At 72.1% G+C, this 24622-nt stretch carries 22 protein-coding genes; 10 read left to right on the top strand and 12 right to left on the bottom strand.

Annotation, left to right across the window (positions count from 1 at the left end; genetic code table 11):
- Positions 1-59 precede the first annotated feature (59 nt).
- Positions 60-1433: an NAD(P)H-quinone dehydrogenase gene (locus tag LP52_RS21635; RefSeq protein ID WP_040276191.1), complete on the top strand. Its 1374-nt coding sequence runs from the start codon at positions 60-62 to the stop codon at positions 1431-1433.
- 151 nt (positions 1434-1584) lie between these two features.
- Here LP52_RS21635 and LP52_RS21630 read toward each other — a convergent pair whose 3' ends face one another.
- The 6 genes from LP52_RS21630 to LP52_RS21610 all read right to left on the bottom strand — a co-directional run bounded on the left by LP52_RS21630 (position 1585) and on the right by LP52_RS21610 (position 8607).
- On the bottom strand, positions 1585-2847 hold the full coding sequence (locus tag LP52_RS21630; protein ID WP_040276190.1) for a hypothetical protein: 1263 nt from the start codon (positions 2845-2847) through the stop codon (positions 1585-1587).
- 144 nt (positions 2848-2991) lie between these two features.
- Positions 2992-4458: a dicarboxylate/amino acid:cation symporter gene (locus LP52_RS21625; RefSeq protein ID WP_052810118.1), complete on the bottom strand. Its 1467-nt coding sequence runs from the start codon at positions 4456-4458 to the stop codon at positions 2992-2994.
- Positions 4459-4577: 119 nt separating this feature from the next.
- The gene (locus tag LP52_RS29025; protein ID WP_394298223.1) at positions 4578-4658 is read right to left on the bottom strand and encodes a putative leader peptide; all 81 of its coding nucleotides are present in this window, start codon (positions 4656-4658) and stop codon (positions 4578-4580) included.
- Between the two features lie 93 nt (positions 4659-4751).
- On the bottom strand, positions 4752-6527 hold the full coding sequence (locus LP52_RS21620; RefSeq protein WP_040276188.1) for an ATP-binding protein: 1776 nt from the start codon (positions 6525-6527) through the stop codon (positions 4752-4754).
- A gap of 108 nt (positions 6528-6635) precedes the next feature.
- Positions 6636-6878, bottom strand: a complete 243-nt coding sequence (locus LP52_RS21615) for an acyl-CoA carboxylase subunit epsilon (protein WP_040276187.1) — start codon at positions 6876-6878, stop codon at positions 6636-6638.
- A 124-nt stretch (positions 6879-7002) separates the two neighbouring features.
- Positions 7003-8607, bottom strand: coding sequence for an acyl-CoA carboxylase subunit beta (locus tag LP52_RS21610; protein ID WP_040276186.1), 1605 nt, complete (start codon positions 8605-8607; stop codon positions 7003-7005).
- Between the two features lie 452 nt (positions 8608-9059).
- On the opposite strand from LP52_RS21610, the gene LP52_RS21605 reads away from it, so the two are divergent.
- The 4 genes from LP52_RS21605 to LP52_RS21590 all read left to right on the top strand — a co-directional run bounded on the left by LP52_RS21605 (position 9060) and on the right by LP52_RS21590 (position 14560).
- A complete protein-coding gene (locus LP52_RS21605) occupies positions 9060-11660 on the top strand; it encodes a phosphoenolpyruvate carboxylase (protein ID WP_274518831.1) in 2601 nt (866 codons plus the stop codon).
- Between the two features lie 168 nt (positions 11661-11828).
- Entirely contained in the window at positions 11829-12728 is a 900-nt protein-coding gene (locus LP52_RS21600; protein ID WP_052810117.1) for a biotin--[acetyl-CoA-carboxylase] ligase, read from the top strand.
- Between the two features lie 108 nt (positions 12729-12836).
- Positions 12837-13400, top strand: coding sequence for a PH domain-containing protein (locus LP52_RS21595; RefSeq protein WP_052810116.1), 564 nt, complete (start codon positions 12837-12839; stop codon positions 13398-13400).
- Positions 13401-13552: 152 nt separating this feature from the next.
- On the top strand, positions 13553-14560 hold the full coding sequence (locus LP52_RS21590) for an adenylate/guanylate cyclase domain-containing protein (RefSeq protein ID WP_040276185.1): 1008 nt from the start codon (positions 13553-13555) through the stop codon (positions 14558-14560).
- A 55-nt stretch (positions 14561-14615) separates the two neighbouring features.
- Here LP52_RS21590 and LP52_RS21585 read toward each other — a convergent pair whose 3' ends face one another.
- The gene (locus LP52_RS21585; RefSeq protein ID WP_040276184.1) at positions 14616-15236 is read right to left on the bottom strand and encodes a TetR/AcrR family transcriptional regulator; all 621 of its coding nucleotides are present in this window, start codon (positions 15234-15236) and stop codon (positions 14616-14618) included.
- Positions 15237-15354: 118 nt separating this feature from the next.
- On the opposite strand from LP52_RS21585, the gene LP52_RS21580 reads away from it, so the two are divergent.
- Positions 15355-16221 carry an SDR family NAD(P)-dependent oxidoreductase gene (locus tag LP52_RS21580; protein WP_040276183.1) on the top strand — a complete coding sequence of 289 codons (867 nt, stop codon included), beginning with the start codon at positions 15355-15357 and terminating at the stop codon, positions 16219-16221.
- Between the two features lie 55 nt (positions 16222-16276).
- Here the strand turns inward: LP52_RS21580 and LP52_RS21575 are convergent, their stop codons facing one another.
- Entirely contained in the window at positions 16277-17434 is a 1158-nt protein-coding gene (locus tag LP52_RS21575) for a 5-(carboxyamino)imidazole ribonucleotide synthase (RefSeq protein ID WP_040276182.1), read from the bottom strand.
- A gap of 125 nt (positions 17435-17559) precedes the next feature.
- On the opposite strand from LP52_RS21575, the gene LP52_RS21570 reads away from it, so the two are divergent.
- The 3 genes from LP52_RS21570 (at position 17560) to LP52_RS21560 (ending at position 20339) form a co-directional block, all read left to right on the top strand.
- Positions 17560-18138 carry a GtrA family protein gene (locus tag LP52_RS21570; RefSeq protein WP_084723391.1) on the top strand — a complete coding sequence of 193 codons (579 nt, stop codon included), beginning with the start codon at positions 17560-17562 and terminating at the stop codon, positions 18136-18138.
- Between the two features lie 174 nt (positions 18139-18312).
- Positions 18313-18981 carry a response regulator transcription factor gene (locus tag LP52_RS21565; protein ID WP_040276181.1) on the top strand — a complete coding sequence of 223 codons (669 nt, stop codon included), beginning with the start codon at positions 18313-18315 and terminating at the stop codon, positions 18979-18981.
- A 71-nt stretch (positions 18982-19052) separates the two neighbouring features.
- Positions 19053-20339 (top strand): sensor histidine kinase, encoded by a 1287-nt coding sequence (locus LP52_RS21560; protein WP_052810115.1) that lies wholly within the window; start codon positions 19053-19055, stop codon positions 20337-20339.
- 102 nt (positions 20340-20441) lie between these two features.
- Here LP52_RS21560 and LP52_RS21555 read toward each other — a convergent pair whose 3' ends face one another.
- The gene (locus LP52_RS21555) at positions 20442-21062 is read right to left on the bottom strand and encodes an MBL fold metallo-hydrolase (RefSeq protein WP_040276180.1); all 621 of its coding nucleotides are present in this window, start codon (positions 21060-21062) and stop codon (positions 20442-20444) included.
- Between the two features lie 332 nt (positions 21063-21394).
- Between LP52_RS21555 and purE the strand changes: the two genes are divergently transcribed.
- Positions 21395-21934 (top strand): 5-(carboxyamino)imidazole ribonucleotide mutase, encoded by a 540-nt coding sequence (gene purE, locus LP52_RS21550; protein WP_040276179.1) that lies wholly within the window; start codon positions 21395-21397, stop codon positions 21932-21934.
- A gap of 8 nt (positions 21935-21942) precedes the next feature.
- Here the strand turns inward: purE and LP52_RS21545 are convergent, their stop codons facing one another.
- From LP52_RS21545 to LP52_RS21535, 3 genes are all read right to left on the bottom strand, one after another.
- On the bottom strand, positions 21943-22560 hold the full coding sequence (locus LP52_RS21545) for a hypothetical protein (RefSeq protein WP_238581039.1): 618 nt from the start codon (positions 22558-22560) through the stop codon (positions 21943-21945).
- Between the two features lie 137 nt (positions 22561-22697).
- Entirely contained in the window at positions 22698-23120 is a 423-nt protein-coding gene (locus LP52_RS21540; protein ID WP_169775393.1) for a CoA-binding protein, read from the bottom strand.
- A 34-nt stretch (positions 23121-23154) separates the two neighbouring features.
- On the bottom strand, positions 23155-24486 hold the full coding sequence (locus LP52_RS21535) for a UDP-glucose dehydrogenase family protein (protein WP_040276178.1): 1332 nt from the start codon (positions 24484-24486) through the stop codon (positions 23155-23157).
- Positions 24487-24622: the final 136 nt, after the last annotated feature.

The following is a 24622-nucleotide window of genomic DNA, read 5'->3' as shown; positions in this document are numbered from 1 at the left end:
CGGCGGCCCACGAGGCAAGCGGCGCTTTGACGCGCGTCCGCCAGAAGGAGTGAAGCAGCGTGACCAAGGTCGTGATCATCGGCGGCGGCCCGGGCGGCTACGAGGCGGCGCTGGTCGCCGCTCAACTGGGTGCGGACGTGACGATCGTGGACCGCGACGGCGTCGGCGGCGCCTGCGTCCTGACCGACTGCGTCCCGTCCAAGACCATGATCGCGACCTCGGTGCGCTCCACCTACGTCCGAGAGGCCGGCAGGCTGGGCATCGACGTCGTCGACACCGACGGCGGCGTCTCGGTCGACGTGAAGACCGTCAACGCCCGCGTGAAGCGTCTGGCCCAGGCCCAGTCCGACGACACGGCCTCGCGTGTGGTCAAGGAGGGCGTGGAGATCATCCCGGGCGAGGCGCGGCTGGTGGACCCCAAGATCGTCGCCGTCGGCGACCGGCGCATCCACGCCGATGTCGTCCTGGTGGCCACCGGCGCCCACCCCCGCGAGCTCCCCTCGGCCAAGCCCGACGGCGAGCGCATCCTGACCTGGCGCCACCTCTACGACCTTCAGGAGCTGCCGGAGGACCTGATCGTGGTGGGTTCGGGCGTCACCGGCGCCGAGTTCGCCAACGCCTACCAGGGTCTTGGCTCGAACGTCACCCTGGTCTCCTCCCGCGAGCGCGTGATGCCCACCCAGGACGCCGACGCCGCCGAGGTGCTGGAGGGCGTGTTCCGCCGCCAGGGCATGACGGTGCTGAGCAAGACGCGCGCGGAGTCGGTGACCAACACCGGCAACGGCGTCGTGGTCACCCTGTCGGACGGCCGCACCGTCGAGGGCAGCCACTGCCTGATGACGGTGGGCATGATCCCCAACACCGCCAACATCGGACTCCAGGAGATCGGCGTGGGCCTGGACGACGGTGGGTTCATCCAGGTCGACCGGGTATCGCGAACCTCCGCCTCCGGCGTCTACGCCGCCGGCGACTGCACCGGCGTGAACATGCTGGCCTCGGTCGCGGCGATGCAGGGCCGCATCGCGATGTGGCACGCTCTGGGCGAGGCCGTCTCCCCGCTGAAACTCTCCACGGTGGCCTCCACCGTGTTCACCCACCCCGAGCTCGCGTCGGTCGGTGCCACCGAGAGCGAGGTGCGCAGCGGCAAGCTCGACGCACGCGTGGTGAACCTGCCGCTGGACACCAATCCGCGCGCGAAGATGACCAACAGCAAGGACGGCTTCGTCAAGCTGATCTGCCGCCAGCACACGGGCATCGTGATGGGCGGTGTCGTCGTCGGGCCGCGTGCCAGCGAGCTGATTCTCGCGGTGTCGGTGGCGGTGCAGCAGCGCCTGACCGTCGACGACCTCGCGCACACCTTCGCGGTGTACCCCTCGCTGTCGGGCAGCATCACCGAGGCGGCCCGCTCGCTGATGCAGGCCTCGCCCGAGTAGGCGGCCCGGCGCGGACGGGCCCGGCCCACCGGCCGCCGGTGGGTAGTGCGTCCCGCGGACCGGGCTTGCCGCGACACGAAACGGCCCCGGCGCACCGCCGGGGCCGTTCTCTGTGTGAAGGACGCGAGCGCGTGGGCTCCGCGGGACCGCTCTAGAAGTCGAACCCGCCGAAGTCGCCTCCGCCGAAGTCGCCGAAGTCGCCGCCTCCGCCGAAGTCGCCTCCGCCGCCCATGTCGCCGCCCATGTCGCCGCCCATCATGCCGCCGCCCATCATGGAGCCCATCATGGAACCCATCATCATGCCGGTGAACATGCCCATCATCATGTCCATGCCGAAGTAGCCGCCCGCGTAGGGCGCGTAGGCGGGGCCGGCGTCGTAGTAGGGACGGCGCTGTCCGTCGACCTCGACCTGGCGGACGTCGGGGTCGGCCCCGGAGAGGACCGCCTGCGCGCAAGCGGGGCAGGCCGGAACCGACCGGCTCGTGCCGCCCGGGGGCGCCCACATCACGTCCTGGTTCGACGGACCGTGCTGGGGGTTGAAGAAGCAGGGCTGGCGCCGCTCGGGCACCGGCTCGCCGTTCATCCGGGCGCGGGTGGCGACCATGTGGTAGCGGCCGTCCTCCAGCGCGGTGGTGACCTGCTTCACCTGGTCGGGCTCGTGGATGGTGTCCAGCGTGGACTTGGCGCGGTCGTAGGAGTCCATCGCGTGGCTGTACTCGGTGCGGGTGGCCTCGTCGACCTCGGAGACGTCGATCTCCAGGCCGGCGATGTCCTCGCCCAGCCGCACGACGTCCTCGTTGGCCATCTGCTTGATCTCGGCCAGCTCCTTGGCCTTCTGCTCGTCGCGGCGCTTCTTGCCGCGGTACAGGAAGAACCCGCCGCCGGCGACGGCGACGACCAGCAGACCCAGCAGGATCGCGCCGAAGACGCCGGAGGCGGCGTCGGCGGACTGCTGGTCCTCGACGGCCTCGGGCACCGCGACCAGCGTGTCGATCTGCCCCTCGTTGCGGGCCAGCAGGTCCTCCTCCAGAGCGTCGTCCTCCGACGCGCTGAGCTCCGTGGAGTTGATCACCAGCTCCTGCGAGCCGGCGAGTGCCGCGTAGGTGCCTTCGCCGACCTCGGGCTGGATGTCCTCGATGTAGCTGTTGACGCTGGCCTCGGAGTTGAGCGTGTCCGAGGGGAGGACCACGTAGTAGGTGGGGTTCGCCGCGGAGTCGGCGGCGTCGGCCAGCGTTTCACGCTCGGCCTGGGGGAGCTGGTCGTCGGTGATGTCGGGGTGGATGTAGACGTTGTCGTTCCGCAGGTCGTCGACGACCTCGCCCGAATCCGGCACGGAGTCGGCGCTGGCGGGTGCCACGGCCACAGCGGAGAGCCCTGCGGCAAGCAGGGCGGGTAGTACCAAGCGGCGCAACATGATCGTTCCTCTCGCCTCCCTCACTCTCACAAGACGAACAGGGCGGCTGGAAGGTTCCCGCGGAGCAGGCGGCTGTCGTCTCCAACACTACGGGCGGCCCCCTGCGCGGCGGGCCGCCCGTGAGGTGCGTCGCGGCTGGCCGCGTCAGGGCGCCGCCCGGCCTGCGGGCGCTGCGGCGGTGCCGTGGCCGCCGGGTGCCTCATCGCCGTCGGCCGCGTCCGTGCGGGCCTCGCTTTCAGCGGCATCGGCCGCGGTCCGCTCGGCGTCGGCGCGCAGTTCCTCGCCGCTGTCGGGGGCGACGAACCCGCCGAGCCCGCGCGGGGCGTGGAAGCGGGCCACGTCCATGATCCGCTCCCGCTTGGCGACCAGCGCCGGCACGAAGGCCTGTCCGGCCACGTTCACCGCGGTGCGGCCCATGTCCAGGATCGGGTCGACGGCCAGCAGCAGGCCGACGCCCTCCAGCGGCAGGCCCACGGTCGACAGCGTCAGCGTGAGCATGACCGTCGCGCCGGTGGTGCCGGCGGTCGCGGCCGAGCCGATCACGGATACGAACACGATGAGCAGGTAGTCGGTCAGCCCCAGCGGCACCCCGTAGAACTGCGACACGAAGATCGCGGCGATCGCCGGGTAGATCGCGGCGCACCCGTCCATCTTGGTGGTGGCTCCGAAGGGCACGGCGAAGGACGAGTAGTGGCGCGGCACGCCGAAGTTGGTCTCGGCCACGCGCTGGGTGACGGGCATGGTGCCCATCGAGGAGCGCGAGACGAACCCGAGCTGCACCGCCGGCCACACACCGGTGAAGTACTTGAGCGGCGAGAGCCCGTGCAGGCGGGCCAGCACCGGATAGACGACGAACAACACCAGAGCCAGGCCGGTGTAGATCGCCAGCGCGAACTGCCCGAGGGCGCCTACGGTGGTCCAGCCGTAGCTGTAGACCGCGTTGCCCAGCAGGCCGACGGTGCCCAGCGGGGCCAGCCGGATGACCCACCACAGCACCTTCAGCACCACGGTCAGCGCCGAGCGGGTGAAGGCCAGGAACGGCTCGGCGGCCGAACCCACGCGCACCGCCGCGATGCCGATGGCGATCGCGATGACGATGAGCTGCAGTGCGTTGAAGTCCAGGCTGGTGGCCAGCGATCCGGCTTCCTCGGAGGTCTCGGCGGTGACGCCCAGGAAGTTGGTCGGCACCAGGCTCTCGAGGAACGCCAGCCACGACCCCTGCGACCCGGCGTCGGGCGCCTGCGCGGCCCCGGCGTCCACATCGGCGTTGACGCCCGGCTGGAAGAGCCGGCCCAGGCCGATGCCGATGCCCACTGCGATCAGCGCGGTGATGGCGAACCACAGCAGCGTCTGCCCCGCCAAGCGGGCGGCGTTGGCCGTGTTGCGCAGGTTGGCGATGGAGGAGATGACCGCCAGCACGATCAGCGGCGGCACGATCGTGCGCAGCAGCGTCACAAAGGTGGAGCCGACGGTGTCGAGGGTCAGCGCCAGCCAGTTGGGGTCCTCGGCGGTGCCGCCCAGTTGGCGGGCGACGATGCCCAGGGCGACGCCGACGACGAGGGCGGCGAGGACTTGGACGGCGAAGGGTATGCGCCGCAATGCGGATAGCACGGTGTGACTCCTGTGTCAGGACGTTGACCGGTGTCCCGCGATGGCGGGTGCACCTGGGGGACGACGGCGCGGCCGGCAGCGGCCCCGCGCGGGCGATCGGGGGGGGGGGCGGTTTCCGGTCAGCCCCGGCGACACGCCTGCGACGCGACACGGCAGAGGTCGATGTGTCGCCGCACGGTCAGATCCCAAATATTCGTCACGAACGGGCACAAGGGTTACAACCGCCGCGTTATTCCGTCCTACGCCGCGGTTGTGGCGCGGATCACACCTACGGTTTCTCGGGGGCGGGCGGGTCAGGAGTCCTTGATCTCGCAGACGACGCCGCCGTTGCTGAGGCCGTCGCCCGCCGCCAGCGTCAGGCCGGTGACCACGCCGGACCTGTGGGCGGTCAGGGGCTGCTCCATCTTCATGGCCTCGATGACCACGACCGGGTCGCCCTCGGCCACGGTCTGGCCGTCCTCGGCGACCACCTTGACCACAGTGCCCTGCATCGGGGAGACCAGTGCGTCACCGCCCGCCGCGGCCGCGGTCCCGCCGGTGCTGCCGCCGCTGCGCCGGGAGGAGCGCCCGCCGTCCTGCTTGCGGCCGGGTGCGCTCGCGGCGGCGCCCAGGCCGGCGGGCAGCACGACCTCCAGGCGCTTGCCGCCGACCTCGACGGTGATGGGCTCGCGTTCGGCGGCCTCGGCCTGCACGACCGACTCGGTGTAGGGCTCGATGCGGTTGTCGAACTCGGTCTCGATCCAGCGGGTGTAGACCGAGAACGGCGTCTGGGGATCGGACGGGGCGAACGCCGGGTCGTCGATGACGGCCAGGTGGAAGGGGATGACCGTGGGCATGCCGCCGACCCGGAACTCCGCCAGCGCCCGCCGCGAACGTTCGAGCGCCTCGGTGCGGGTGCGGCCGGTGACGATCAGCTTGGCCACCATCGAGTCGAAGGCCTGCGGCACCGTGAACCCGGCCTCGCACCCGGTGTCGACCCGGACCCCGGGCCCGCCCGGCAGGCTCAGCGCGGTGACGGTGCCCGGCGCGGGCATGAAGTTGCGGCCGGCGTCCTCGGCGTTGATGCGGAACTCGAAGGAGTGCCCGCGCAGCTGCGGGTCCGCGTAGCCCAGTTCCTCGCCGTCGGCGATGCGCAGCATCTCGCGGACCAGGTCGATCCCCGCGACCTCCTCCGATACCGGGTGCTCGACCTGCAGCCGGGTGTTGACCTCCAGAAAGGAGACCGTGCCGTCGGCGGCGACGAGGAACTCGCACGTCCCCGCGCCGACGTAGCCGGCCTCGCGCAGGATGGCCTTGGAGGAGGAGTAGAGCAGCTCCTCCTGCTCGGCGGTGAGGAAGGGTGCGGGGGCCTCCTCGACGAGCTTCTGGTGGCGGCGCTGCAGCGAGCAGTCGCGGGTCGAGACGACCACGGCGTTGCCGTGGGAGTCGGCAAGGCACTGGGTCTCGACGTGGCGCGGGCGGTCCAGATAGCGCTCGACGAAGCACTCGCCGCGGCCGAACGCCGAGACCGCCTCGCGCACCGCGGAGTCGAAGGCCTCGGGGACCTCCTCGCGTGTGCGCGCGATCTTGAGACCGCGCCCGCCGCCGCCGAAGGCCGCCTTGATCGCGATGGGCAGCCCGTGCTCCTCGGCGAACGCCACGGCCTCGTCGGCGCCGGCGACGGGATCGGAGGTGCCGGGAGCCAGGGGCGCGCCGACCTTCTGGGCGATGTGGCGGGCGGCGACCTTGTCGCCCAGCGCGTTGATGGCCGAGGGCGGCGGGCCGATCCAGGTCAGCCCCGCGTCGATGACGGCTTGGGCGAAGTCGGCGTTCTCGGCGAGGAAACCGTAACCGGGGTGGACGGCGTCGGCGCCGGTGCGCTCGGCCACGGACAGGATCGCGGCGATGTCGAGGTAGCTGTCGGCCGGCGTCTGCCCGCCGAGGGCGTGGGCCTCGTCGGCGACCTTGGTGTGCAGGGCGTCCAGGTCGGGTTCGGCGTAGACGGCGACACTGGCGACACCGGCGTCGCGGCAGGCGCGCGCGACGCGGACCGCGATCTCGCCCCGGTTGGCGATCAGAACTTTGCGCACGGTGGAACATCCTCCTGGTCCGGCGGGGACCGCGCCGGGTTGTGACAAGTCTAGGAACGTGCGGGCATCGGCGGGCCGCGGCGGCCCGGCCTGTGGACGGGCGCCGCCTCAGCGCGGGCGGTAGGCGGCCCGCCAGGCACCGGGGCCCGGTGCCGGCGGCAGACCCAGCAGCCGCGAGCGGTCGCGCCAGCCCGACGGCGGCCCCGGGGCCTGCTCGTCGCCCGCGGCCCGGGCGGCGCGGGCGCGCGCTGTGAGCACGGCGACCAGCGCCGCGGTCTCCTCGGGTGTGGGTTCGCCGCGCACCACCCGCAGGAACGGCGCGGGCGGCGGCCGGGACGGGTCGGTCGTCATCGCTTCCCTCTCGTCCTCATCTGCGTCCACCGCTGCCGGCGGAGACGGTCCGCGTCACGGTCTCCTCGGCCCGCCTCCGCGGGACCGGGGGCGCCCCGCGGGCGCCGGGTAGCCGCACTGCGGCTCACAGCGGGATGTTCCCGTGCTTCTTCGGGGGCAGCTGTTCGCGCTTGTTCTCCAGCGACGCCAGCGCCTTGGCCACCTGTGTGCGGGTCTCCGACGGCATGATGACCCCGTCGACGTAGCCCCGCTCGGCGGCGGAGTAGGGGTTGAGCAGGGTGTCCTCGTAGTCCTGGATCAGGCGCGCGCGCTCGGCCTCGACGTCCTCGGCGGCCGCCAGCGTGCGCCGGTGCAGGATGTTGACCGCGCCCTGGGCGCCCATCACCGCGATCTGGGCGGTGGGCCAGGCCAGATTGATGTCGGCGCCCAGGTGCTTGGAGCCCATGACGTCGTAGGCGCCGCCGAAGGCCTTTCGGGTGATGACGGTGACCAGCGGGACCGTTGCCTCGGCGTAGGCGTAGATGAGCTTGGCGCCCCGGCGGATGATGCCGTTCCACTCCTGGTCGGTGCCGGGCAGGAAGCCGGGCACGTCCACGAAGGTCAGCACCGGCACGTTGAAGGCGTCGCAGGTGCGCACGAACCGCGCGGCCTTCTCCGAGGCGTCGATGTCCAGGCAGCCGGCCAGGCTCATCGGCTGGTTGGCGACCACGCCCACCGGGCGGCCTTCGACACGCCCGTAGCCGACCACCATGTTGGTCGCGAAATGGGCCTGCACCTCCAGGAAGGCGCCGTCGTCCAGGACGTGCTCGATCACCCGGTGCATGTCGTAGGGCTGGTTGGCCGAGTCCGGAACGAAGGTGTCGAGCTCCCGGTCGGCGTCGGTGACCTCGTGCTCGTCCGGCGCCTCGGCCCGGGGCGGGTCCTCCAGGTTGTTGGCGGGCAGGTGCGCCAGCAGGTCGCGGACGTAGTTCAGGCCGTCGTGCTCGTCGGAGGCCATGTAGTGGGCCGCGCCGGACTTGGTGTTGTGCGAGCGCGCGCCGCCCAGTTCCTCCATGGTGACGTCCTCGCCGGTGACCGTCTTGATGACGTCTGGGCCGGTGATGAACATCTGCGAGGTCTGGTCGACCATGACGACGAAGTCGGTGAGCGCGGGGGAGTAGACGTGCCCGCCCGCGGCGGCGCCCATGATCAGCGAGATCTGCGGGATGACGCCGGAGGCGCGGGTGTTGCGCTGGAAGATCTCGCCGTAGAGGCCGAGCGCGACCACGCCCTCCTGGATGCGCGCGCCGCCGCCCTCGTTGATGCCCACGACCGGGCAGCCGGTCTTCAGCGCGTGGTCGAGGACCTTGACGATCTTCTCGCCGTAGACCTCGCCCAGGGAGCCGCCGAAGACGTTGACGTCCTGGCTGAACACCGCGACGGGGCGGCCGTCGACCGTGCCGTGGCCGGTGACGACTCCGTCGCCGTTGGGGCGGTTGGCGTCGAGTCCGAAGTTGGTGGAGCGGTGCCGCGCCAAGGCGTCGAACTCCACGAACGATCCGGGGTCGAGCAGCGCGTCGATCCGCTCGCGCGCGGTCAGCTTCCCCTTGGCGTGCTGCTTCTCGATGGCTCGCTCCGAGGCGGCGTGCACCGCCTCGTAGCGGCGCCGCTGCAGGTCGGCGAGCTTGCCCGCGGTGGTGTGGATGTCGATCTCGTCCGCAGGCAGCGGTTCTGGGGCTTCGGTGGCCATAGGCACTCACGATAGCTTCGTGCGCTCCCCGTGCCGATACGTCCCCCGCGTCTGTTCGGGGAGGAGTGGCATGGCGCACAGAGCGCCCGGGGAACGCGTGGACACAGCACCGCGGCGTCCCACCGGCCGGGGAAATGCGGGCGAAAACCGCAGGAATCGGCGGAGGCGCGGAGCGTCCGCCGCCCCCGCTGCGGGTAGGCCCCGCAGCAGAGGGGGCAGCGGGGCGGGCCGACACGATGAGACGGTGTCTGTCCTGAGAGCGCCGGTGGTGCCACGGCGGGCGGCGGCCGAGCGTCCTGGACGGCCTCTGCCGCGGCTTCGCCGCGACGCCCTGCGGCGGCGCCCGAGCGCGCTCCGCTCCGCCCGTCCCGCGGAAAATGGTTCAGACCAATCTGGGTAAGGTCGGGGACATGACAGCGGTAAGCGCGGAACGCGACAGTGCTCGCCAGGAGATGCCCGACCAGTTGCGCGGCGATGTGCGCCTTCTCGGCGAGATGCTGGGCACGGTCATGGCCGAAAGCGGAGGCGAGGACCTGCTCTCCGACGTCGAACGGCTGCGGCGCGCCGTCATCGGCGCCCGAGACGGCTCGGTGAGCGGGGAGGAGATCACCGAACTGGTGGACTCCTGGCCGCTGGAACGCGCCAAACAGGTGGCGCGCGCCTTCACCGTCTACTTCCACCTGGCCAATCTCGCCGAGGAGCATCAGCGCATCCGCGCGCTGCGCGAGCGCGACGACGCCGACAACCCCCCGCGGGAGTCGCTGGCGGCGGCCGTGCACGCCATCCGCGAGAGCGCCGGCGAGGAGACGTTGCGCGAGCTGGTCGAGAACATGGAGTTCCACCCCGTGCTGACGGCCCACCCCACCGAGGCGCGGCGCCGAGCGGTCTCCACCGCGATCCTGCGGATCAGCGGACAACTCGACCGCCTGCACGGCGCGCACCCGGGCAGCACCGCCGAGGCCGAGACCAAGCGGCGCCTGCTGGAGGAGATCGACCTGCTCTGGCGCACCTCCCAGCTGCGCTACACCAAGCTCGACCCCTTGGACGAGGTGCGCACCGCCCTGGCCGCCTTCGACGAGACGATCTTCCAGGTGGTGCCGGAGATCTACCGGGCCCTGGACGCGGCGATCGACCCCGACGGGACCGGCCGCGAACCCGTGCGCGCACGCCCGTTCGTGCGCTACGGCAGCTGGATCGGCGGCGACCGCGACGGCAACCCCTTCGTCACCCACGACGTCACCCGCGAAGCCATCTCCATCCAGGCCGAGCATGTGCTTCGCGCTCTGGAGAACGCGTGCGGGCGCGTCGCCCGCACGCTGACCGTCTACAGCAACCTCACCCCCGCCGGCCAGGAGCTGCGCGACGCGCTGGCGGCGGCCGAGGCCGGCTACCCGCGGATCATGGCCGAGATCACCAAGCGCTCGCCCAACGAGCCGCACCGCCAGGCGCTGCTGTTCGCCACGGAACGCCTGCGCGCGACGCGCGAGCGCAACGCCGACCTCGCCTACCGCGGACCCGAGGAGTTCCTGACCGAGCTGCGCCGTGTCCAGGACTCCCTGGCCCGGGCCGGCGCCGCCCGCCAGGCCAACGGCGAGCTGCAGCACCTGATCTGGCAGGCCGAGACGTTCGGGTTCCACCTCGCCGAGCTGGAGATCCGCCAGCACAGCGAGGTGCACGCCCAGGCACTGGAGGAGCTGCGGGCCGGCGGGCAGGTCTCCGAGCGCACCCAGGAGGTGCTGGCCACCCTGCGCGTGGTGGCCTGGATCCAGGAGCGCTTCGGCGTCGACGCCTGCCGCCGCTACATCGTCAGCTTCACCCGCTCGGCCGACGACATCGCCGCCGTCTACGAGCTGGCCGAATACGCCATGCCCACCGGCCAGACGCCGGTGCTCGACGTCATCCCGCTGTTCGAGACGGGCGCGGACCTGGAGGCGTCGCCGCACGTGCTCGACGGCATGCTGCGGCTGCCCCGGATGCGGGCCCGCCTGGAGGAGACCGGCCGCCGCATGGAGGTGATGCTGGGCTACAGCGACTCCGCCAAGGACGTCGGGCCGGTGAGCGCGACGCTGCGCCTTTACGACGCCCAGGCCCACCTCGCCTCCTGGGCCGAGCGCAACGACGTCCGGCTGACCATGTTCCACGGCCGCGGCGGGTCCCTGGGGCGCGGCGGCGGGCCCGCGAACCGGGCGCTGCTCGCCCAGGCGCCCGGGTCGGTGGCGGGCCGGTTCAAGGTGACCGAGCAGGGCGAGGTGATCTTCGCCCGCTACGGCCAGCGCGCCATCGCCCACCGCCACATCGAGCAGGTCGGCCACGCCGTGCTGATGGCCAGCACCGAGGAGGTGCAGGAGCGCGCCAACGCGGCCGCGTCCAAGTACCGCACGCTCGCCGACGGGATCTCCCGGGCCGCCCACGACGCCTACCGCTCGCTCATCGAGACCGAGGGCTTCGCGGAGTGGTTCTCGGCCGTCAGCCCGCTGGAGGAGCTGGGCGAGCTGCGGCTGGGCTCGCGCCCCTCGCGGCGCAGCGCCGCCCGCGGCCTCGACGACCTGCGCGCCATCCCGTGGGTGTTCGCCTGGACCCAGACCCGGGTCAACCTGCCGGGCTGGTTCGGGCTGGGTACCGGACTGGCCGCCGCGCCGGATCTGAGCGAGCTGCAGGCCGCCTACAACGAGTGGCCGCTGTTCTCCTCGCTGCTGGACAACGCCGAGATGAGCCTGGCCAAGACCGACCGCGCCATCGCCGAGCGCTACTTGGCGCTGGGCGGCAGGCCGGAGCTGACGCGGGTGGTGCTGGACGAGTTCGACCGCACGAGCGACCTCGTGCTCAAGGTGACAGGCCACGAGCGCCTGCTGGAGAACCGCAGTGTGCTCTCCCGCGCCGTCGATCTGCGCAACCCCTACGTGGACGCGCTGTCCCACCTGCAGCTGCGGGCACTGTCGGCGCTGCGCGGCGCGGAGGAGGAATCGCTGTCGGAGGAGGACGAGCGCCACCTGGAGCGGCTGCTGCTGCTGACGGTCAACGGCGTGGCCGCCGGCCTGCAGAACACCGGCTGACGGCACGGCGCCGGCCCGCCTGCGCGGCGGGCCCGGCCCTCCTTCCGCATCAGCGTCGATCTTGTACCTACGGTCATTGTGAGCGATCACATGTGACCGTAGGTACAAGATCAACGGGGGAAGGCGCCGTTGTGCGGGAGGACCGGATCAGCGCGGTTGAATGGGCCCATGAGCACACCCTCCGCCGTCGGCCCCGGCGACCCTGGCGCCGATCGGCCCCGCCCGCCGCTGAGCGGCCCCGAACTCCAAAGCGCACTCGTGCGCCCCGGCGGGCTGTGGCGCTCGGTCGAGGTGCTGCCCGAGATCGCCTCCACCAACAGCGAGCTGCTCGACCGTGCCCGGCACGGCGAACCCGGGGGCGCGGTGCTGGCCGCCGACCACCAGACGGCAGGACGGGGGCGGCTCGACCGCGGCTTCGCTGCGCCCCCGCGCGCCGCGCTGACCGTTTCGGCTCTGGTGCGCCCCGCCGTCCCGCCGACCCGGCTGGGGTGGCTGCCGCTGATCATGGGCGTGGCGGCGGTCAGGGCGCTGCAGAGCGGGCCGGGCGTGCTGGCGGTGCTGAAGTGGCCCAACGACCTCCTGGCGCAGGGGAGCGAGCTCAAGCTCGCCGGGATCCTCTCCGAGGCCGCCTTCCCCGGGGACCCGGCCGCGGCGGGCGGTGAGTCCGGGGGCGTCGGGATCGGCGTCGTCATCGGCATCGGCCTCAACGTCTCCCAGCGTCGCGAGGAGCTGCCCGTCGAGACCGCCGGCTCCCTGGCGCTGTGCGGCGCCCCCGACGCCGACCGCCAGGAGCTGGCCGCCGCACTGCTGGGGGAGTTCTCAGCGCTGTATACCGCCTGGTCGGCAGCCGGAGGCGACGCCGAAGCGGCGGGCCTGGCCGAGCGGTACCGCGCCTGCTGCGCCACGCTGGGCCGCCGCGTGCTCGCCCACCTGCCCGGCGGCCGCGAGCTGCGGGGCAGGGCGGTCGACGTCGGCGAGGGGGGGCACCTGGCCGTGCGCGACGACGCGGGGGAGGAGCACCTCCTCAGCGCCGGCGACGTCGTCCACCTGCGCCCCGATCAGGACTAGGCACCGCCGTGCGAAAGGCCGGGGTGCACGGGGGCCGAGGCGCCGGGAGGCCCCGTGTGGCGCCGCGCCGAGCTGCCTTGGGCGGGCGGGCTGTGCGAGGATCGGAGTATGGCAACAGGGCGGCGCCACCTGGCCGGCGACGAGGCGCTGATTCACAGCACCCGTCGGCACTGGACCACGGTGATCGACGAATTCCTGGCGCTCATCGTGATCGCGGCCGTCGCCGCGGTCGTCGTCTGGCTGCTTCCTCCCGGTGAGGAGTGGGCGCGCTGGACCCGCTACCTCGTGATCGCGCTGGCCGTCGTCGCCGCAGTCGTGCTGTGGCTGGTGCCGCTTCTGGGGTGGTGGACGAACCTCTACATCCTCAGCGACCGGCGGCTGATGAACAGGCACGGCCTGCTGACCCAGCACGGCCGGGACATCCCGCTCAGCCGCGTCAACGACGTCTCCTACAGCATGTCCCTGGGCGACCGGATGCTGGGCCGCGGCACCCTGACCGTGCGCTCCGCCGCAGAGCAGGAGGGCATGGAACTGCACGACATCCCGCGTGTGCGGTGGCTGCAGGGCGAGATCTACCGTGCGGTCGAGGACGCGGAGCGGCGCGAGGCCGGGCCGGGCCAGGCCGAACAGCAGGACGGCGGCTCACCGCCCGACCCGGGGAGAAGCCCGTGAGCAGGGACAGTGGGGCCGGAGTTTTCTTGACGCGCACCGCCCGCACGTACTAAACCGACAATGACACGCGGGCGACGGTGCCGTGAAACGCCCCTCCGCCCGACGCCTCCTCCCCGCACCGCCATTACTGGCCTCGAACACGAGAGTTTCTGATGCCGTCGCGTCCCGACCCCACGGAGATCGAATCCGTCCTGCTCGGCGGGGAGGCCCGCTACACACGGGAAGAGGCGATCCGGCTCTCCGGCGCCCCCGGCGACTTCTCCAAGCGGGTGTGGCGGGCTCTGGGCTTCGCGACCCGCGGCGAGGACGAGATCGCCTTCAGCGACGGCGACGTCGAGGCGCTGCGCATCACCTCCGAGCTGATGAAGGACGGCGTCCTGGACGAGGACGCCGCCATCCGGCTCGCCCGCGCCATGGGCCAGACCATGGCCCGGCTGGCGGAATGGCAGACCAGCATCCTCTCCACGCTCTCCCACTCGCCCGACAAGAGCACCGACGCGGAGCCGCACGGGCCGCTGGTGGGCCTGGCCCAAGGCCTGATGCCCGGTATCGAGACCCTGCTGCTGCACATCTGGCGCCGTCAGCTCGCCGCTTCCGTGGCCCGGCGTATCGCCTTCGTCCGCAGCAGCGACGACGCCGCGCCCACCTACTTCCCGCTGGCGGTGGGCTTCGCCGACCTGGTGTCGTTCACGACGCTCAGCCGCGAACTGGACGAGGTCGAGCTGGCCGAGGTGGTCGAGGGCTTCGAGTCCACCGCCACCGACATCGTGGCCTCGGGCGGCGGGCGCGTGGTCAAGACGCTCGGCGACGAGATCCTCTACGTCGCCAACACCGCGAAGCAGGCGGCCGAGATCGCGCTGCAGCTCGCCGACGGCGTCAAGACCCACGTCGAGGTGCCCGACGTCCGGGTGGGGCTGGCCCACGGACCGGTGCTGGCGCTGCTGGGCGACGTCTTCGGCACGACCGTCAACCGGTCCTCCCGGCTGACCTCCTTCGCCCGTCCGGGCACCATCCTGATCGACGAGGCGACGGCCGACCTGCTGAGCGACGACCCCTCGCTGCAGGTGGTCGCCGCGCGGGCGCGCCACGCCCACGGACTGGGGCAGCTCCAGCCCTACGCTCTGCGCCGCAGCTTCGAACCCGCCGGCCCGGCGGCCTGACACCCCCGGCCGACTCCCGCCTTCGCGCGGCGACACTGCGCGCCGTGTCCGGGCCTCAGCCGACGGCGCCGCCGCGTGGGCGCAGGCCGTCGAGGGCGGCGACCACCACCCGCTCGGCGTAGTCGCCGGTCAGTTCGCCGCCGCGCAGCATCCAGCGGTTGAGCAGCGGGCCCCAGATCAGGTCGACGGCCACGTCCAGGTCGAGGTCAGAAGGGAGTTCGCCGGCCCGCTGCGCACTGCGCAGCCGGTCCTTCTTGAGCTCGCGCATCGGCCGCTCCAGCCGCTGGAGGTAGGTCCGGGCCAGTTCGGGGTCGTGAGCGATCTCGGTGTTCAGAGCCCGCATCGGCTCGTCGTAACGGGGATCGTTCAGCTCCTCGACGGTCGCCCGCAGCACCGCGACGAGATCGGCCCGCAGATCCCCCGTATCGGGTAGTGCCGGGGAGCCGCCGGAGTCCTCGGAGAGCATCAGAAACGCGTCGAAGAGCACGGCGCCCTTCGACGGCCACCAGCGGTAGATGGTCTGCTTGCCCACTCCGGCGCGGGCCGCGATGCCCTCGATGCTCAGTTTCGCGTAGCCGACCTCGCCGACCAGGTCGAAGGCGGCTCTCAGGATCGCCCGGCGCGATGCGTCACTGCGCCGCGCGGCGTTGGGGGAGGTTCCGCTTCCGGTGCTCACGGCGCGATACTACCAGCAGATAAGACGAGACGGTCCGTCTTGACATCGGTCCGCATGTCGCCCATGGTTGAATCAGCGAGGCGGAACGGTCCGTCTCGCTCCGAAGGAGGATGACGGCATGACCCTTTCCGAGAACGGCGCCGGACGCGTCTGGTTCATCACCGGGGCGAGCAGGGGCCTGGGCCGCGCCTTCGCCGAGGCGGCGCTGGAGGCCGGCGACCGCGTCGTCGCCGCCGCCCGCGACACCGCGGCCCTGGATCGGCTCGCCGCGCGCTATGAGGGCCGGGTGCTGGCCCGGACGCTGGACGTGACCGACAGGTCGGCGGTGTTCGCGGTCGTCGAGGCGGCCGTGGAGCGCTTCGGCCGCCTGGACATCGTGGTCAACAACGCCGGAACACTGTCGATGGGCATGGTCGAGGAGTTCTCCGAGGCCGAGGCCCGCCATCAGATGGAGGCGAACTTCTTCGGCGCACTATGGGTGAGCCAGGCCGCCGTGCGGCAGCTGCGGACGCAGGGATCCGGCCACATCGTGCAGGTCTCCAGCATCGGCGCCGTCGCCGGCTACACCTCGTCGGGGATGTACAGCGCGAGCAAGTTCGCCCTGGAGGGCATGAGCGAGGCGCTGGCCATGGAGGCCGCACCCTTCGGCGTGCGGGTCACCGTCCTCCAGCCCGGCGGCTACTGGACGGAGCTGTACACCCGCATGCGCACCGCCGAACCGCTGGAAGCCTACGCTCCCCTGCGGGCGGAACTGGAGCGGCAGTGGTCGCAGGCCGAATCCGAGCCGGTCGACAGCGAGCCCCGGCTCGCCGCAGAGGCCCTGCTCACGCTGGTCGACAGCGACGCCCCGCCGCTGCGGCTGCTGCTCGGCGGCATGGTCTACGACCTCGCCTTCGACGTCTCCCGGCAGCGCATGGACACCTGGGCGCGGTGGGAGGAGGTCAGCCGGGCCGCCGAGCATCCGGTACCCGAGCCCTCGGCGTAGGGCGCGCGGCGCCCCCGCGCCCCGACCGGGCGGCGGAGGGCGGCGCGCCGGTGCCTCAGCCCTGGTCGCCGCGCAGGTAGGAGGCCGCGTCCCGGGCCCGGGCGAGCAGGTCCGCCGGGTCGTCTCCCGCGACGTTGACGTGGCCGATCTTGCGGCCGGGACGCACGTCCTTGCCGTAGAAGTGGACCTTGACCTCGGGGTCCTTGGCCATGACGTGGATGTAGCGCTCGTAGACGGCGGGGTCGTCGCCGCCGAGCACGTTGGCCATCACCGTGTAGGGGGCGGTGCCGCGCGGCGAGCCCAGCGGCAGGTCCAGCACCGCGCGCAGGTGCTGCTCGAACTGGGAGGTGCGCGCGCCGTCCATGGTCCAGTGCCCGGAGTTGTGCGGGCGCATCGCGAGTTCGTTGACGACGACGCCGCGCTCGGTCTCGAACAGCTCCACGGCGAGCACGCCGACCACGTCCAGTGCGTGGGCGAGGTCGATGGCCAGCTGCTGGGCGGCGGTGGCCTTGTCCTCGTCCAGACCGGGGGCGGGGGCGATCACCTCGTGGCAGATGCCGCCGCGCTGGACGGTCTCGACCACCGGATAGACGGCCAGCTGCCCGTAGGGAGAGCGGGCGACCTGCACCGCCAGCTCGCGGCGGAAGGAGACCTGCTCCTCGGCGAGCAGCCGCACGCCGTTCTCCGCTGCGCGCTCCAGCACCTCGTGGGCCTGCGCCCTGTCGGCGACGACCCACACGCCCTTGCCGTCGTAGCCGCCGCGGGCGGCCTTGAGGACCACCGGCCAGCCGGTCTCCTCGGCGAACGCCTCGATCTGGTCGACGGCGGTCACCGCACGCCAGCGCGGACACGGCACCCCCAGCTCCTGGGCGCGGGTGCGCATGCGCAGCTTGTCCTGGGCGTGCTGGAGGGCGGCGCGGCCCGGGCGCACTCTGGCGCCCGAATCCTCGACCTCGCGCAGGACGTGTTCGGGGACGTGCTCATGGTCGAAGGTGATCACATCGCAGGACTTGGCGAAGGCGAGAAGATCGGCCAGGCCCCGGTCGTCACCGAGGTGGACGTCGCCGCAGACGCGCGCCGCGCTGTCGGAGGGCGAGCCCGCCAGGACGCGGAAGTCCACGCCCAGGGCGATCCCCGCCTGGTGGGTCATGCGGGCCAGCTGCCCGCCGCCGACCATCCCCACGCAGGGGACGGGCCGATGATGCTCGCTCACAGTTCCTCAACTCGTCGACGACTTCTACGCTGGTGGTCCGCAACGGGCGGGGAGTAAGCTGGCACAACACCAGCGGCGCCCCCCGGAATTCTAATGACCACCAGGGCAAAGGAGCGGGTCCCCCTGTGCGATCGGTGATCGTGACGCCGGAGTGGCTGCCGCGGCTGGCCCGCGAGCTGGCCAAGTTCGGCGCTGTCGGCGGCGTGGCCTACGCGGTCCAGTTGGCCGCAACCAACGTGCTCTGGCTGGTGCTGGACGCCTCGCCGCTGGTCGGACAGGCGCTCGGTGTGCTGATCGCCACCGTGGTGGCCTTCCTCGGCAACCGCTTCTGGACCTTCAGGCACCGCGCCCGGACCGGCCTGGCCCGCGAGTACGTGCTGTTCTTCGTGTTCAACGCGGTCGGGCTGGGCATCCAGCTGGCGTGCTTGTGGGTTTCGGTCTACGGCCTGGGCTTGGACGGTCCACTCGCACGCAACATCGCGGGCAACGTCGTCGGCGTGGGGATGGGATCGGTGTTCCGGTTCGTCTCCTACAAGCTGTGGGTGTTTCCGGCGCAGCCCGAGCCGCAGCCCGAGCCGCAGCCCGAGCCGCAGCCCGAGCCGCAGCCCGAGCCGCAGGCCGAGCCGCAGGCCGAGCCGCGGCCCGCCGAAAACCCGGCCGGCGCCGATGGGGACGTTCCGGCGCGCCAGACCGAGCCCTCCTGACGCGGGCGCGGCGCAGCGGGCGGTAAATTCCCGGCACGGGATCGGCAAAGAATGCACAACCCGCAGATTTTTGTGACCTTATGTCCGCTATGAGGCTGGTGTGTTTTCGTCCGACCCGGTTCTTTACGGCGCGGATCATAGGGAAATACGTGCCGTCGTTTTACGATCGGCCGCATGACCTGCGTTTTGCTGGCCGAGGACGATACCTCGATTTCCGAGCCCCTTGCGCGCGCACTCCGCCGCGAAGGCTACTCCGTCGAGGTGACCGTCAACGGCAATGAGACCCTTGAACGCGCCCGCGCCGGCGACGTCGATCTGATGGTCCTGGATCTCGGCTTGCCCGAAATGGACGGATTGGAGGTGGCCCGCCGACTGCGCTCCGAGGGCCACGGCACACCGATCCTCATCCTCACCGCGCGCGCCGACGAGGTCGACACCGTGGTGGGGCTCGACGCGGGAGCCGACGACTACGTCACCAAGCCCTTCCGCCTGGCCGAACTGCTGGCCCGCGTTCGCGCGCTGCTGCGCAGGGGCGGGGCCGAGGTGCCCGTCGTGCACGGCGTGCGAATCGACAACGATTCCCGGCGCGCCTGGATCGGCGACCGCGAACTGCAGCTGACCACCAAGGAGTTCGATCTGCTGCGGGTTCTGGTGCGCGACGCCGGAAAGGTCGTCACGCGCGAGCAGATCATGCGCGAAGTATGGGACACCAATTGGTGGGGCTCCACGAAAACGCTGGACATGCATATATCGTGGCTTCGTCGCAAGCTCGGGGACGACGCGAACCAGCCCTCCTACATCACCACGGTGCGGGGTGTCGGCTTCCGGTTTGAACGCGACTAGTCGGCCCCGCCCCGCCGCCGGGGCCGTAAGGCGGTCCCCGGGCCGAGCGGATCGGGCAGTGGGGGTGTGACATGCGCAGGCGGATGCTGTTCTCCACGCTGGTGGTGGCCGTGATCGCGGTCCTGCTGCTGGGGCTGCCGCTGGGCGCGCTGACCTACAGCACCATCCACTCCCAGGCCCGGCGCCAGGTCGAGCAGGAGGCCCAGGTCATCGCGGCCGAAATCGAGGCCGAGCTCGCCGAGTCCGAGCAGGTCGACCTGGGTCGCCTCACCGAGGTCCACCCCGAGCGCCACATCGAGATCAGGCTGCAGACGGGCCAGGTCCTCTCCGCAGGAGGCTGGGAGGTCGACCCCCGCGCGGAGAACGCCCCGCCGAGCGTGCACGCCACCGCCTCCTCGAGCGCGGGGGGCGCCGTCACCGTCTGGCGCGACACCGCCCGTGTGCGGGAGAACATCCTCAACGCCTGGCTGGGTATCGGGTCGCTGTCCCTGCTGGCGATCGGAGTCGCTGTGGGACTGGCGATGCTGCAGGCCCGCCGGCTGACCCTGCCCCTGGTGGACCTGGCCGCCACCGCCGAGCGGCTGGGCTCGGGCATCGTCACCCCGTGGGGCCACCGCTACGGGATCTCCGAGGCCGACCGGGTCGCCGAGGTGCTCGATCGCAGCGCCGAGCGCATCGCCGGCCTCATCGCCACCGAGCGCCACTTCGCCACCGACGCCTCCCACCAGCTGCGTACTCCGCTGACGGCGCTGTCGATGCGGCTGGAGGAGATCATCTCCGAGGCCGACAACCCCGACGTCGTCCGCGACGAGGGCGAGGCGGCCCTGGCGCAGACCGAGCGGCTGGTCGATACCGTCGAGAGCCTGCTGGGGCGGGCGCGCAAGAGCCAGCAGCCCCAGGCGGAGGCCATCGACATCGACGAGGCCCTGGGCCGGTTCGTCTCGGAATGGGCACCGATCCTGCGCAGGGAGGGCCGCGACGTCGTGCTGACCGGCGAGCACGGCCTGTCGGCGGCCATCCCCAACACCGACCTCACGCAGATCATGGCCACCGTGGTGGACAACGCCCGCCGCCACGGCGCGGGCACGGTGACGGTGCGAAAGTTCGAGGACGGCGGGTCCGTGCGCATCGAGATCAGCGACGAGGGCCCGGGTGTACCCGAGGAGATCGCCGGGCGGATCTTCGAGCGCGAGGTGACCGGCGGCAACGGCACCGGCCTGGGTCTGGCCCTGGCCCGCCACATCGCCGAGTCCCAGGGCGCGCGTATCGAGCTGATCCAGTCGCGGCCCACCACGTTCGCGCTCTTCCTGCCCCCGGCGGGCACCGTGCTGTCGCCGTCGGCGTCCAGCCCGGCATGAGCCGGCGCGGCACAGCCGCCCAGACCGCCGCCGAACGTCCCCGCGGGCGACCGGGGGAGCCGGGCTCTACGAGCCGCCGTCCACCCGGTGCCCGCGGCCGGTTCACTCCTGCAGGTTCGCGGCCTCGGCGCCGATGGTGGTGGAGTCGCCGTGTCCGGTGAGCACCACGGTCTCGGGAGCCAGCGACAGCAGATGGGTGCGGATCGAGCTGACGATGGTCGGATAGTCGGAGAAGGACCGCCCCGTGGCGCCCGGACCGCCCTGGAAGAGGGTGTCGCCGGTGAAGACGGTGCCGATGCCCGGCGCGTGCAGGCACACGGCGCCAGGGCTGTGGCCGGGGGTGTGCAGCACCTCCAGCTCGACGTCGCCGGCCTGGAGCCACTCGCCGTGCAGCAGCGGCGCGTCGGGTTCGCGGTCGGGGTAGACCATCGCCCACAGTTCGGCGTCGTCGGGATGCAGCAGGATCGGCGCGTCGGCCAGATCGGCGAGCTCGGCCGCGGCGTTGATGTGGTCGTTGTGGGCGTGGGTGCACACGACCGCCATCAGTTCGCGGTCGCCCAGAGCGCGGGCGATCTCCTCGGCGTCGTGCGCCGCGTCGATCACGATCGCCGTGCGCTCGTTGCCGACGATCCAGACGTTGTTGTCGACCTCCCACTCGCCCCCGTCGAGGCGGAAGGTCCCGGAGGTGACGATGCGGTCGACGGGGCCCTGTGTCTCGGCCATTCAGCCGACCTCCGCCTTGCGCGGGTGCTGCTGGCGGTGCATCACTGTCGACGCCTCCTTGCCTGGTGAGTTCCCTGCCGCGGAGCGGTCCGCGCCGCCGCGCCCACTGGGTGCGCGGGCGGCCGCGCCGGTGACTCCACCGTAGCGGGCGCGCGCCCCCGCGCAGAAGCCCCGCCGCGCCGGGCGCTGGGCATCACGGCACGCTGTGTGCGCTGGCTCCGCTCGGGCCACCGCCGCCATAGGATCGCTCTCGTCGTGCGGAGGCAGCGGGCCGCCGCAGCACGCCGCGCCCCGAGCGCGGAGGTGCCGCCGATCAGCGAAGGAGTGCACACGTGAGCGAGGACGCCCCGGCCGTAGGCATCGTGATGGGCAGCGACTCCGACTGGCCGGTCATGGAAGAGGCGGCCAAGGCGCTGGAGGTGTTCGGCATCGGCTACGAGGCCGACGTCGTCTCCGCCCACCGCATGCCGAACGAGATGATCTCCTACGGCTCCGAGGCGGCCGGGCGCGGCCTCAAGGCCCTCATCGCCGGTGCCGGGGGCGCCGCCCACCTGCCGGGCATGCTGGCGGCCGTCACACCGCTGCCGGTGATCGGCGTGCCCGTTCCGCTACGCCACCTGGACGGGATGGACTCGCTGCTGTCGATCGTGCAGATGCCCGCGGGCGTTCCGGTGGCGACGGTGGCCGTGGGCGCCGCCCGCAACGCGGGGCTGCTGGCGGTGCGCATGCTCGCCGCCCACGACCCCGACCTGCGCACGCGCATGAGCGAGTTCCAGGACGAGCTGCGCAGCCAGGCCCAGGAGAAGGGCGCGCGGCTGCGCCGCCAGGTGGCGGGCGGCACGGCCTCGACGGGCTTCGGCGCCGCGGACTGAGCCGGCTGTCAGTCCTGGCCCCAGCGCGCCCAGACGTCGGCGGGGACCCTGTCGACGAGTTCGGTCAGCGCTTCCAGACGGGACTCCGGGGCGCCGGGGCCACCGCCGTCGCTGGTGCAGATGAGTACGTCGCGGTCCATCACCAGATCGGTGAATCCGTATCGGCGCAGGTCCGCGCGCACGGACTCCGAGAGCAGCTCCAGGGCGAAGCGGGAGTCGGGGCTCTCGGCGTAGACGTCGCCCTCGTCGTCGCCGTGGCCGCGGATGTAGATGTAGGGGACCCGGACCGGAAGCGCGACGGCGCAGACCTCGATCCGCTGCCACGGGGCGCCGGGCGCGCCGTGGTGAACGTAGTCGAAGATGCGGAACGGCCGTCCGCGGTGGCGGCCCGTCAGCTCGTGGCGCACCCGCCCCAGCGGGCCGGGCGGCAGGGCCGTGCGCGGCCAGCCCTGGATGGCGGCCTGGTGGCGCTCGGCGTAGTCCCACCCGTGGAGGTCGGCGAGCTCCCGCCGCTGCTCGGAGCGGTCCGGGTCGATCGGCGGCGGCGCGTCGACGTCGGCGGTAGAGCCGCTTTCGGCGTCCTGGCGGTCGCCGGCCAAGGAGCGGAGGAAGCGCGGGCGTCGCATGTTCGCTCCCTACCCGGCTCGCCGCGCGGCGAACCGATCGCGGTCAGTGCTGTTTCCGGCAAAGCATGGGAATCCAGTCGGTATGCGACGTATCCCTGCGAACGGCGCATAACGCCCGAGTGTGTCGTGGTCGTCGGTCATCCCAGCAGACGCGGCCACTCGATCGCCGGGCAGCGGTCCATGACCATGGTGCGTCCGGCCGCGCCGACCCGCTCGGCGGCATCCGGATCGACCACACCCAGCTGGAACCACACGGTGGAGATGTCGCTGCGCGCCAGCGCCTCGTCGGCGACGGCCCCGGCGTCCTCGGACCGGCGGAAGACGTCGGCGACATCGACGTCGAAGGGGACCTCGGCAAGCGAGGCGTAGCCCTGCTCGCCGTGGACCGTGGCGGCACGGGGATGCACGGGCACGATCCGCTTGCCGCGCTCCTGCAGGAAGCGGGCGACGCTGTAGGCGGGGCGCTGCGGGTTGTCGCCGAGCCCGACGATCGCCCACACGCGGGCCTCCTTCAGCACGCGGCGGATCGCGTCCTCGTCGGCGACTGCGCTGATGCTCATGCCCCCATCATGCCTTGTGTTTCCGGCCGTCCGGTCAGGGCCGCCCCAACGCCCTGTAGGTCCACCCGCAGCCACGCCAGTGCTGCGGGTCCAGTGCGTTGCGGCCGTCCACGATCCGCGGCTCGGCCACCACCTTGGCCAGCTCGTCGGGGTCGGCGTCGCGGAACTCCGCCCACTCCGTCAGCAGCAGCACGACCTCGGCGTCGCGCACGGCCTCCAGCATGCTGTGCGCGTAGCGCAGGGCGGGGAACTCCTGCTTGGCGCGCTCCAGCGCCTCGGGGTCGTAGACGGTGACGACGCCCCCCTGCTCGGCGATCGCGGAGGCCACGTGCAGCGCGGGCGAATCGCGGATGTCGTCGGAGTTGGGTTTGAACGCCGCACCCAGCACGCCCACGGTGCGGCCCGCGAAGCTGCCGCCGATGAGTCCTCGGGCGATGTCGACGGTGCGCGCCCGCCGCCGCTGGTTGATGGCGTCCACCTCGCGCAGGAAGGACAACGCCGGCTCCACGCCCAGCTCGTCGGCGCGGGCCATGAACGCGCGGATGTCCTTGGGCAGGCAGCCGCCGCCGAACCCGAGCCCGGGCCCGAGGAACTTGCCCCCGATGCGGTCGTCGTGGGACAGCGCCTCGGCGAGCTTCATGACGTCGGCGCCGGCGGCCTCGGAGACCTCGGCCATGGCGTTGATGAAGGAGATCTTGGTGGCGAGGAACGCGTTGGCCGAGACCTTGACCAGCTCGGCCGTCGGAATGTCGGTGACCAGGAAGGGGATGCCCTGCTCGATCTGCTGCGCGCACAGGTCGCGCATGGCGGACTCGACGGCGGGGGAGTCGGTGCCGATGACGATGCGGTTGGGGCGCAGCGTGTCCTCCACGCCGAAGCCCTCGCGCAGGAACTCCGGGCTCCATCCCAGGTGTACCTCGATGTCCGCGGGCGCGCGGGCCGCGATGCGCTGGGCCAGCCGCCCGGCGGTGCCCACCGGAACCGTCGACTTGCCGATGATGATCGCGGAAGCGGTCAGCCGGGAGGCGAGGTCGTCGACGGCCGCCTCGACGAATGCGAGGTCGGCGGCGTCGGAGTCGGCGCGCTGCGGGGTGCCCACGCACAGGAAGTGGATGTCGGCGAAGGCGACGGCCTCGTCGTAGTCCGCGGTGAAGCGCAGGCGGCCGTTGGCGAGATTGCGCTGGAGGACCTCCTCCAGGCCCGGCTCGTAGAACGGCACCCGTCCGGCGGCGAGGCTGTCGATCTTGGACTGGTCGAGGTCCAGGCCCAGCACCTCGAAGCCGAGCTCGGCCATGCAGGCGGCATGCGTGGCACCCAGGTAGCCGGTGCCGATGACGGAGATCCTGCTCCGCGATTCTGCGACCAATGGTCCGTCCTTCCAAGCTGAGCTGGCGTCGCTACCGTCCGCGCCGACGCTGCTTCGCCCCGCGGCCTTGGCATGTTACCGCCGGGTCGGGAGGGGGTCGGCGCCGGTGATGACGCGCGTCCGGGTGCCGCTCGCG

The sequence above is a fragment of the Streptomonospora alba genome, assembly GCF_000826685.1.
Classification (GTDB): domain Bacteria; phylum Actinomycetota; class Actinomycetes; order Streptosporangiales; family Streptosporangiaceae; genus Streptomonospora; species Streptomonospora alba.
Note: the sequence above shows the minus strand (reverse complement) of the source record. Positions and strands in the feature narration are given on the sequence as shown.

What these genes read in the sequence shown, in the direction of transcription:
- LP52_RS21630 (WP_040276190.1), bottom strand. Translation starts at nt 2,847, where the DNA reads ATGTTGCGCCGCTTGGTACTACCCGCCCTGCTTGCCGCAGGGCTCTCC.
- LP52_RS21615 (WP_040276187.1), bottom strand. Translation starts at nt 6,878, where the DNA reads ATGACGACCGACCCGTCCCGGCCGCCGCCCGCGCCGTTCCTGCGGGTG.
- LP52_RS21610 (WP_040276186.1), bottom strand. Translation starts at nt 8,607, where the DNA reads ATGGCCACCGAAGCCCCAGAACCGCTGCCTGCGGACGAGATCGACATC.
- LP52_RS21605 (WP_274518831.1), top strand. Translation starts at nt 9,060, where the DNA reads ATGCCCGACCAGTTGCGCGGCGATGTGCGCCTTCTCGGCGAGATGCTG.
- LP52_RS21600 (WP_052810117.1), top strand. Translation starts at nt 11,829, where the DNA reads ATGAGCACACCCTCCGCCGTCGGCCCCGGCGACCCTGGCGCCGATCGG.
- LP52_RS21595 (WP_052810116.1), top strand. Translation starts at nt 12,837, where the DNA reads ATGGCAACAGGGCGGCGCCACCTGGCCGGCGACGAGGCGCTGATTCAC.
- LP52_RS21590 (WP_040276185.1), top strand. Translation starts at nt 13,553, where the DNA reads ATGCCGTCGCGTCCCGACCCCACGGAGATCGAATCCGTCCTGCTCGGC.
- LP52_RS21580 (WP_040276183.1), top strand. Translation starts at nt 15,355, where the DNA reads ATGACCCTTTCCGAGAACGGCGCCGGACGCGTCTGGTTCATCACCGGG.
- LP52_RS21565 (WP_040276181.1), top strand. Translation starts at nt 18,313, where the DNA reads ATGACCTGCGTTTTGCTGGCCGAGGACGATACCTCGATTTCCGAGCCC.
- LP52_RS21560 (WP_052810115.1), top strand. Translation starts at nt 19,053, where the DNA reads ATGCGCAGGCGGATGCTGTTCTCCACGCTGGTGGTGGCCGTGATCGCG.
- LP52_RS21555 (WP_040276180.1), bottom strand. Translation starts at nt 21,062, where the DNA reads ATGGCCGAGACACAGGGCCCCGTCGACCGCATCGTCACCTCCGGGACC.
- LP52_RS21545 (WP_238581039.1), bottom strand. Translation starts at nt 22,560, where the DNA reads ATGCGACGCCCGCGCTTCCTCCGCTCCTTGGCCGGCGACCGCCAGGAC.
- LP52_RS21540 (WP_169775393.1), bottom strand. Translation starts at nt 23,120, where the DNA reads ATGAGCATCAGCGCAGTCGCCGACGAGGACGCGATCCGCCGCGTGCTG.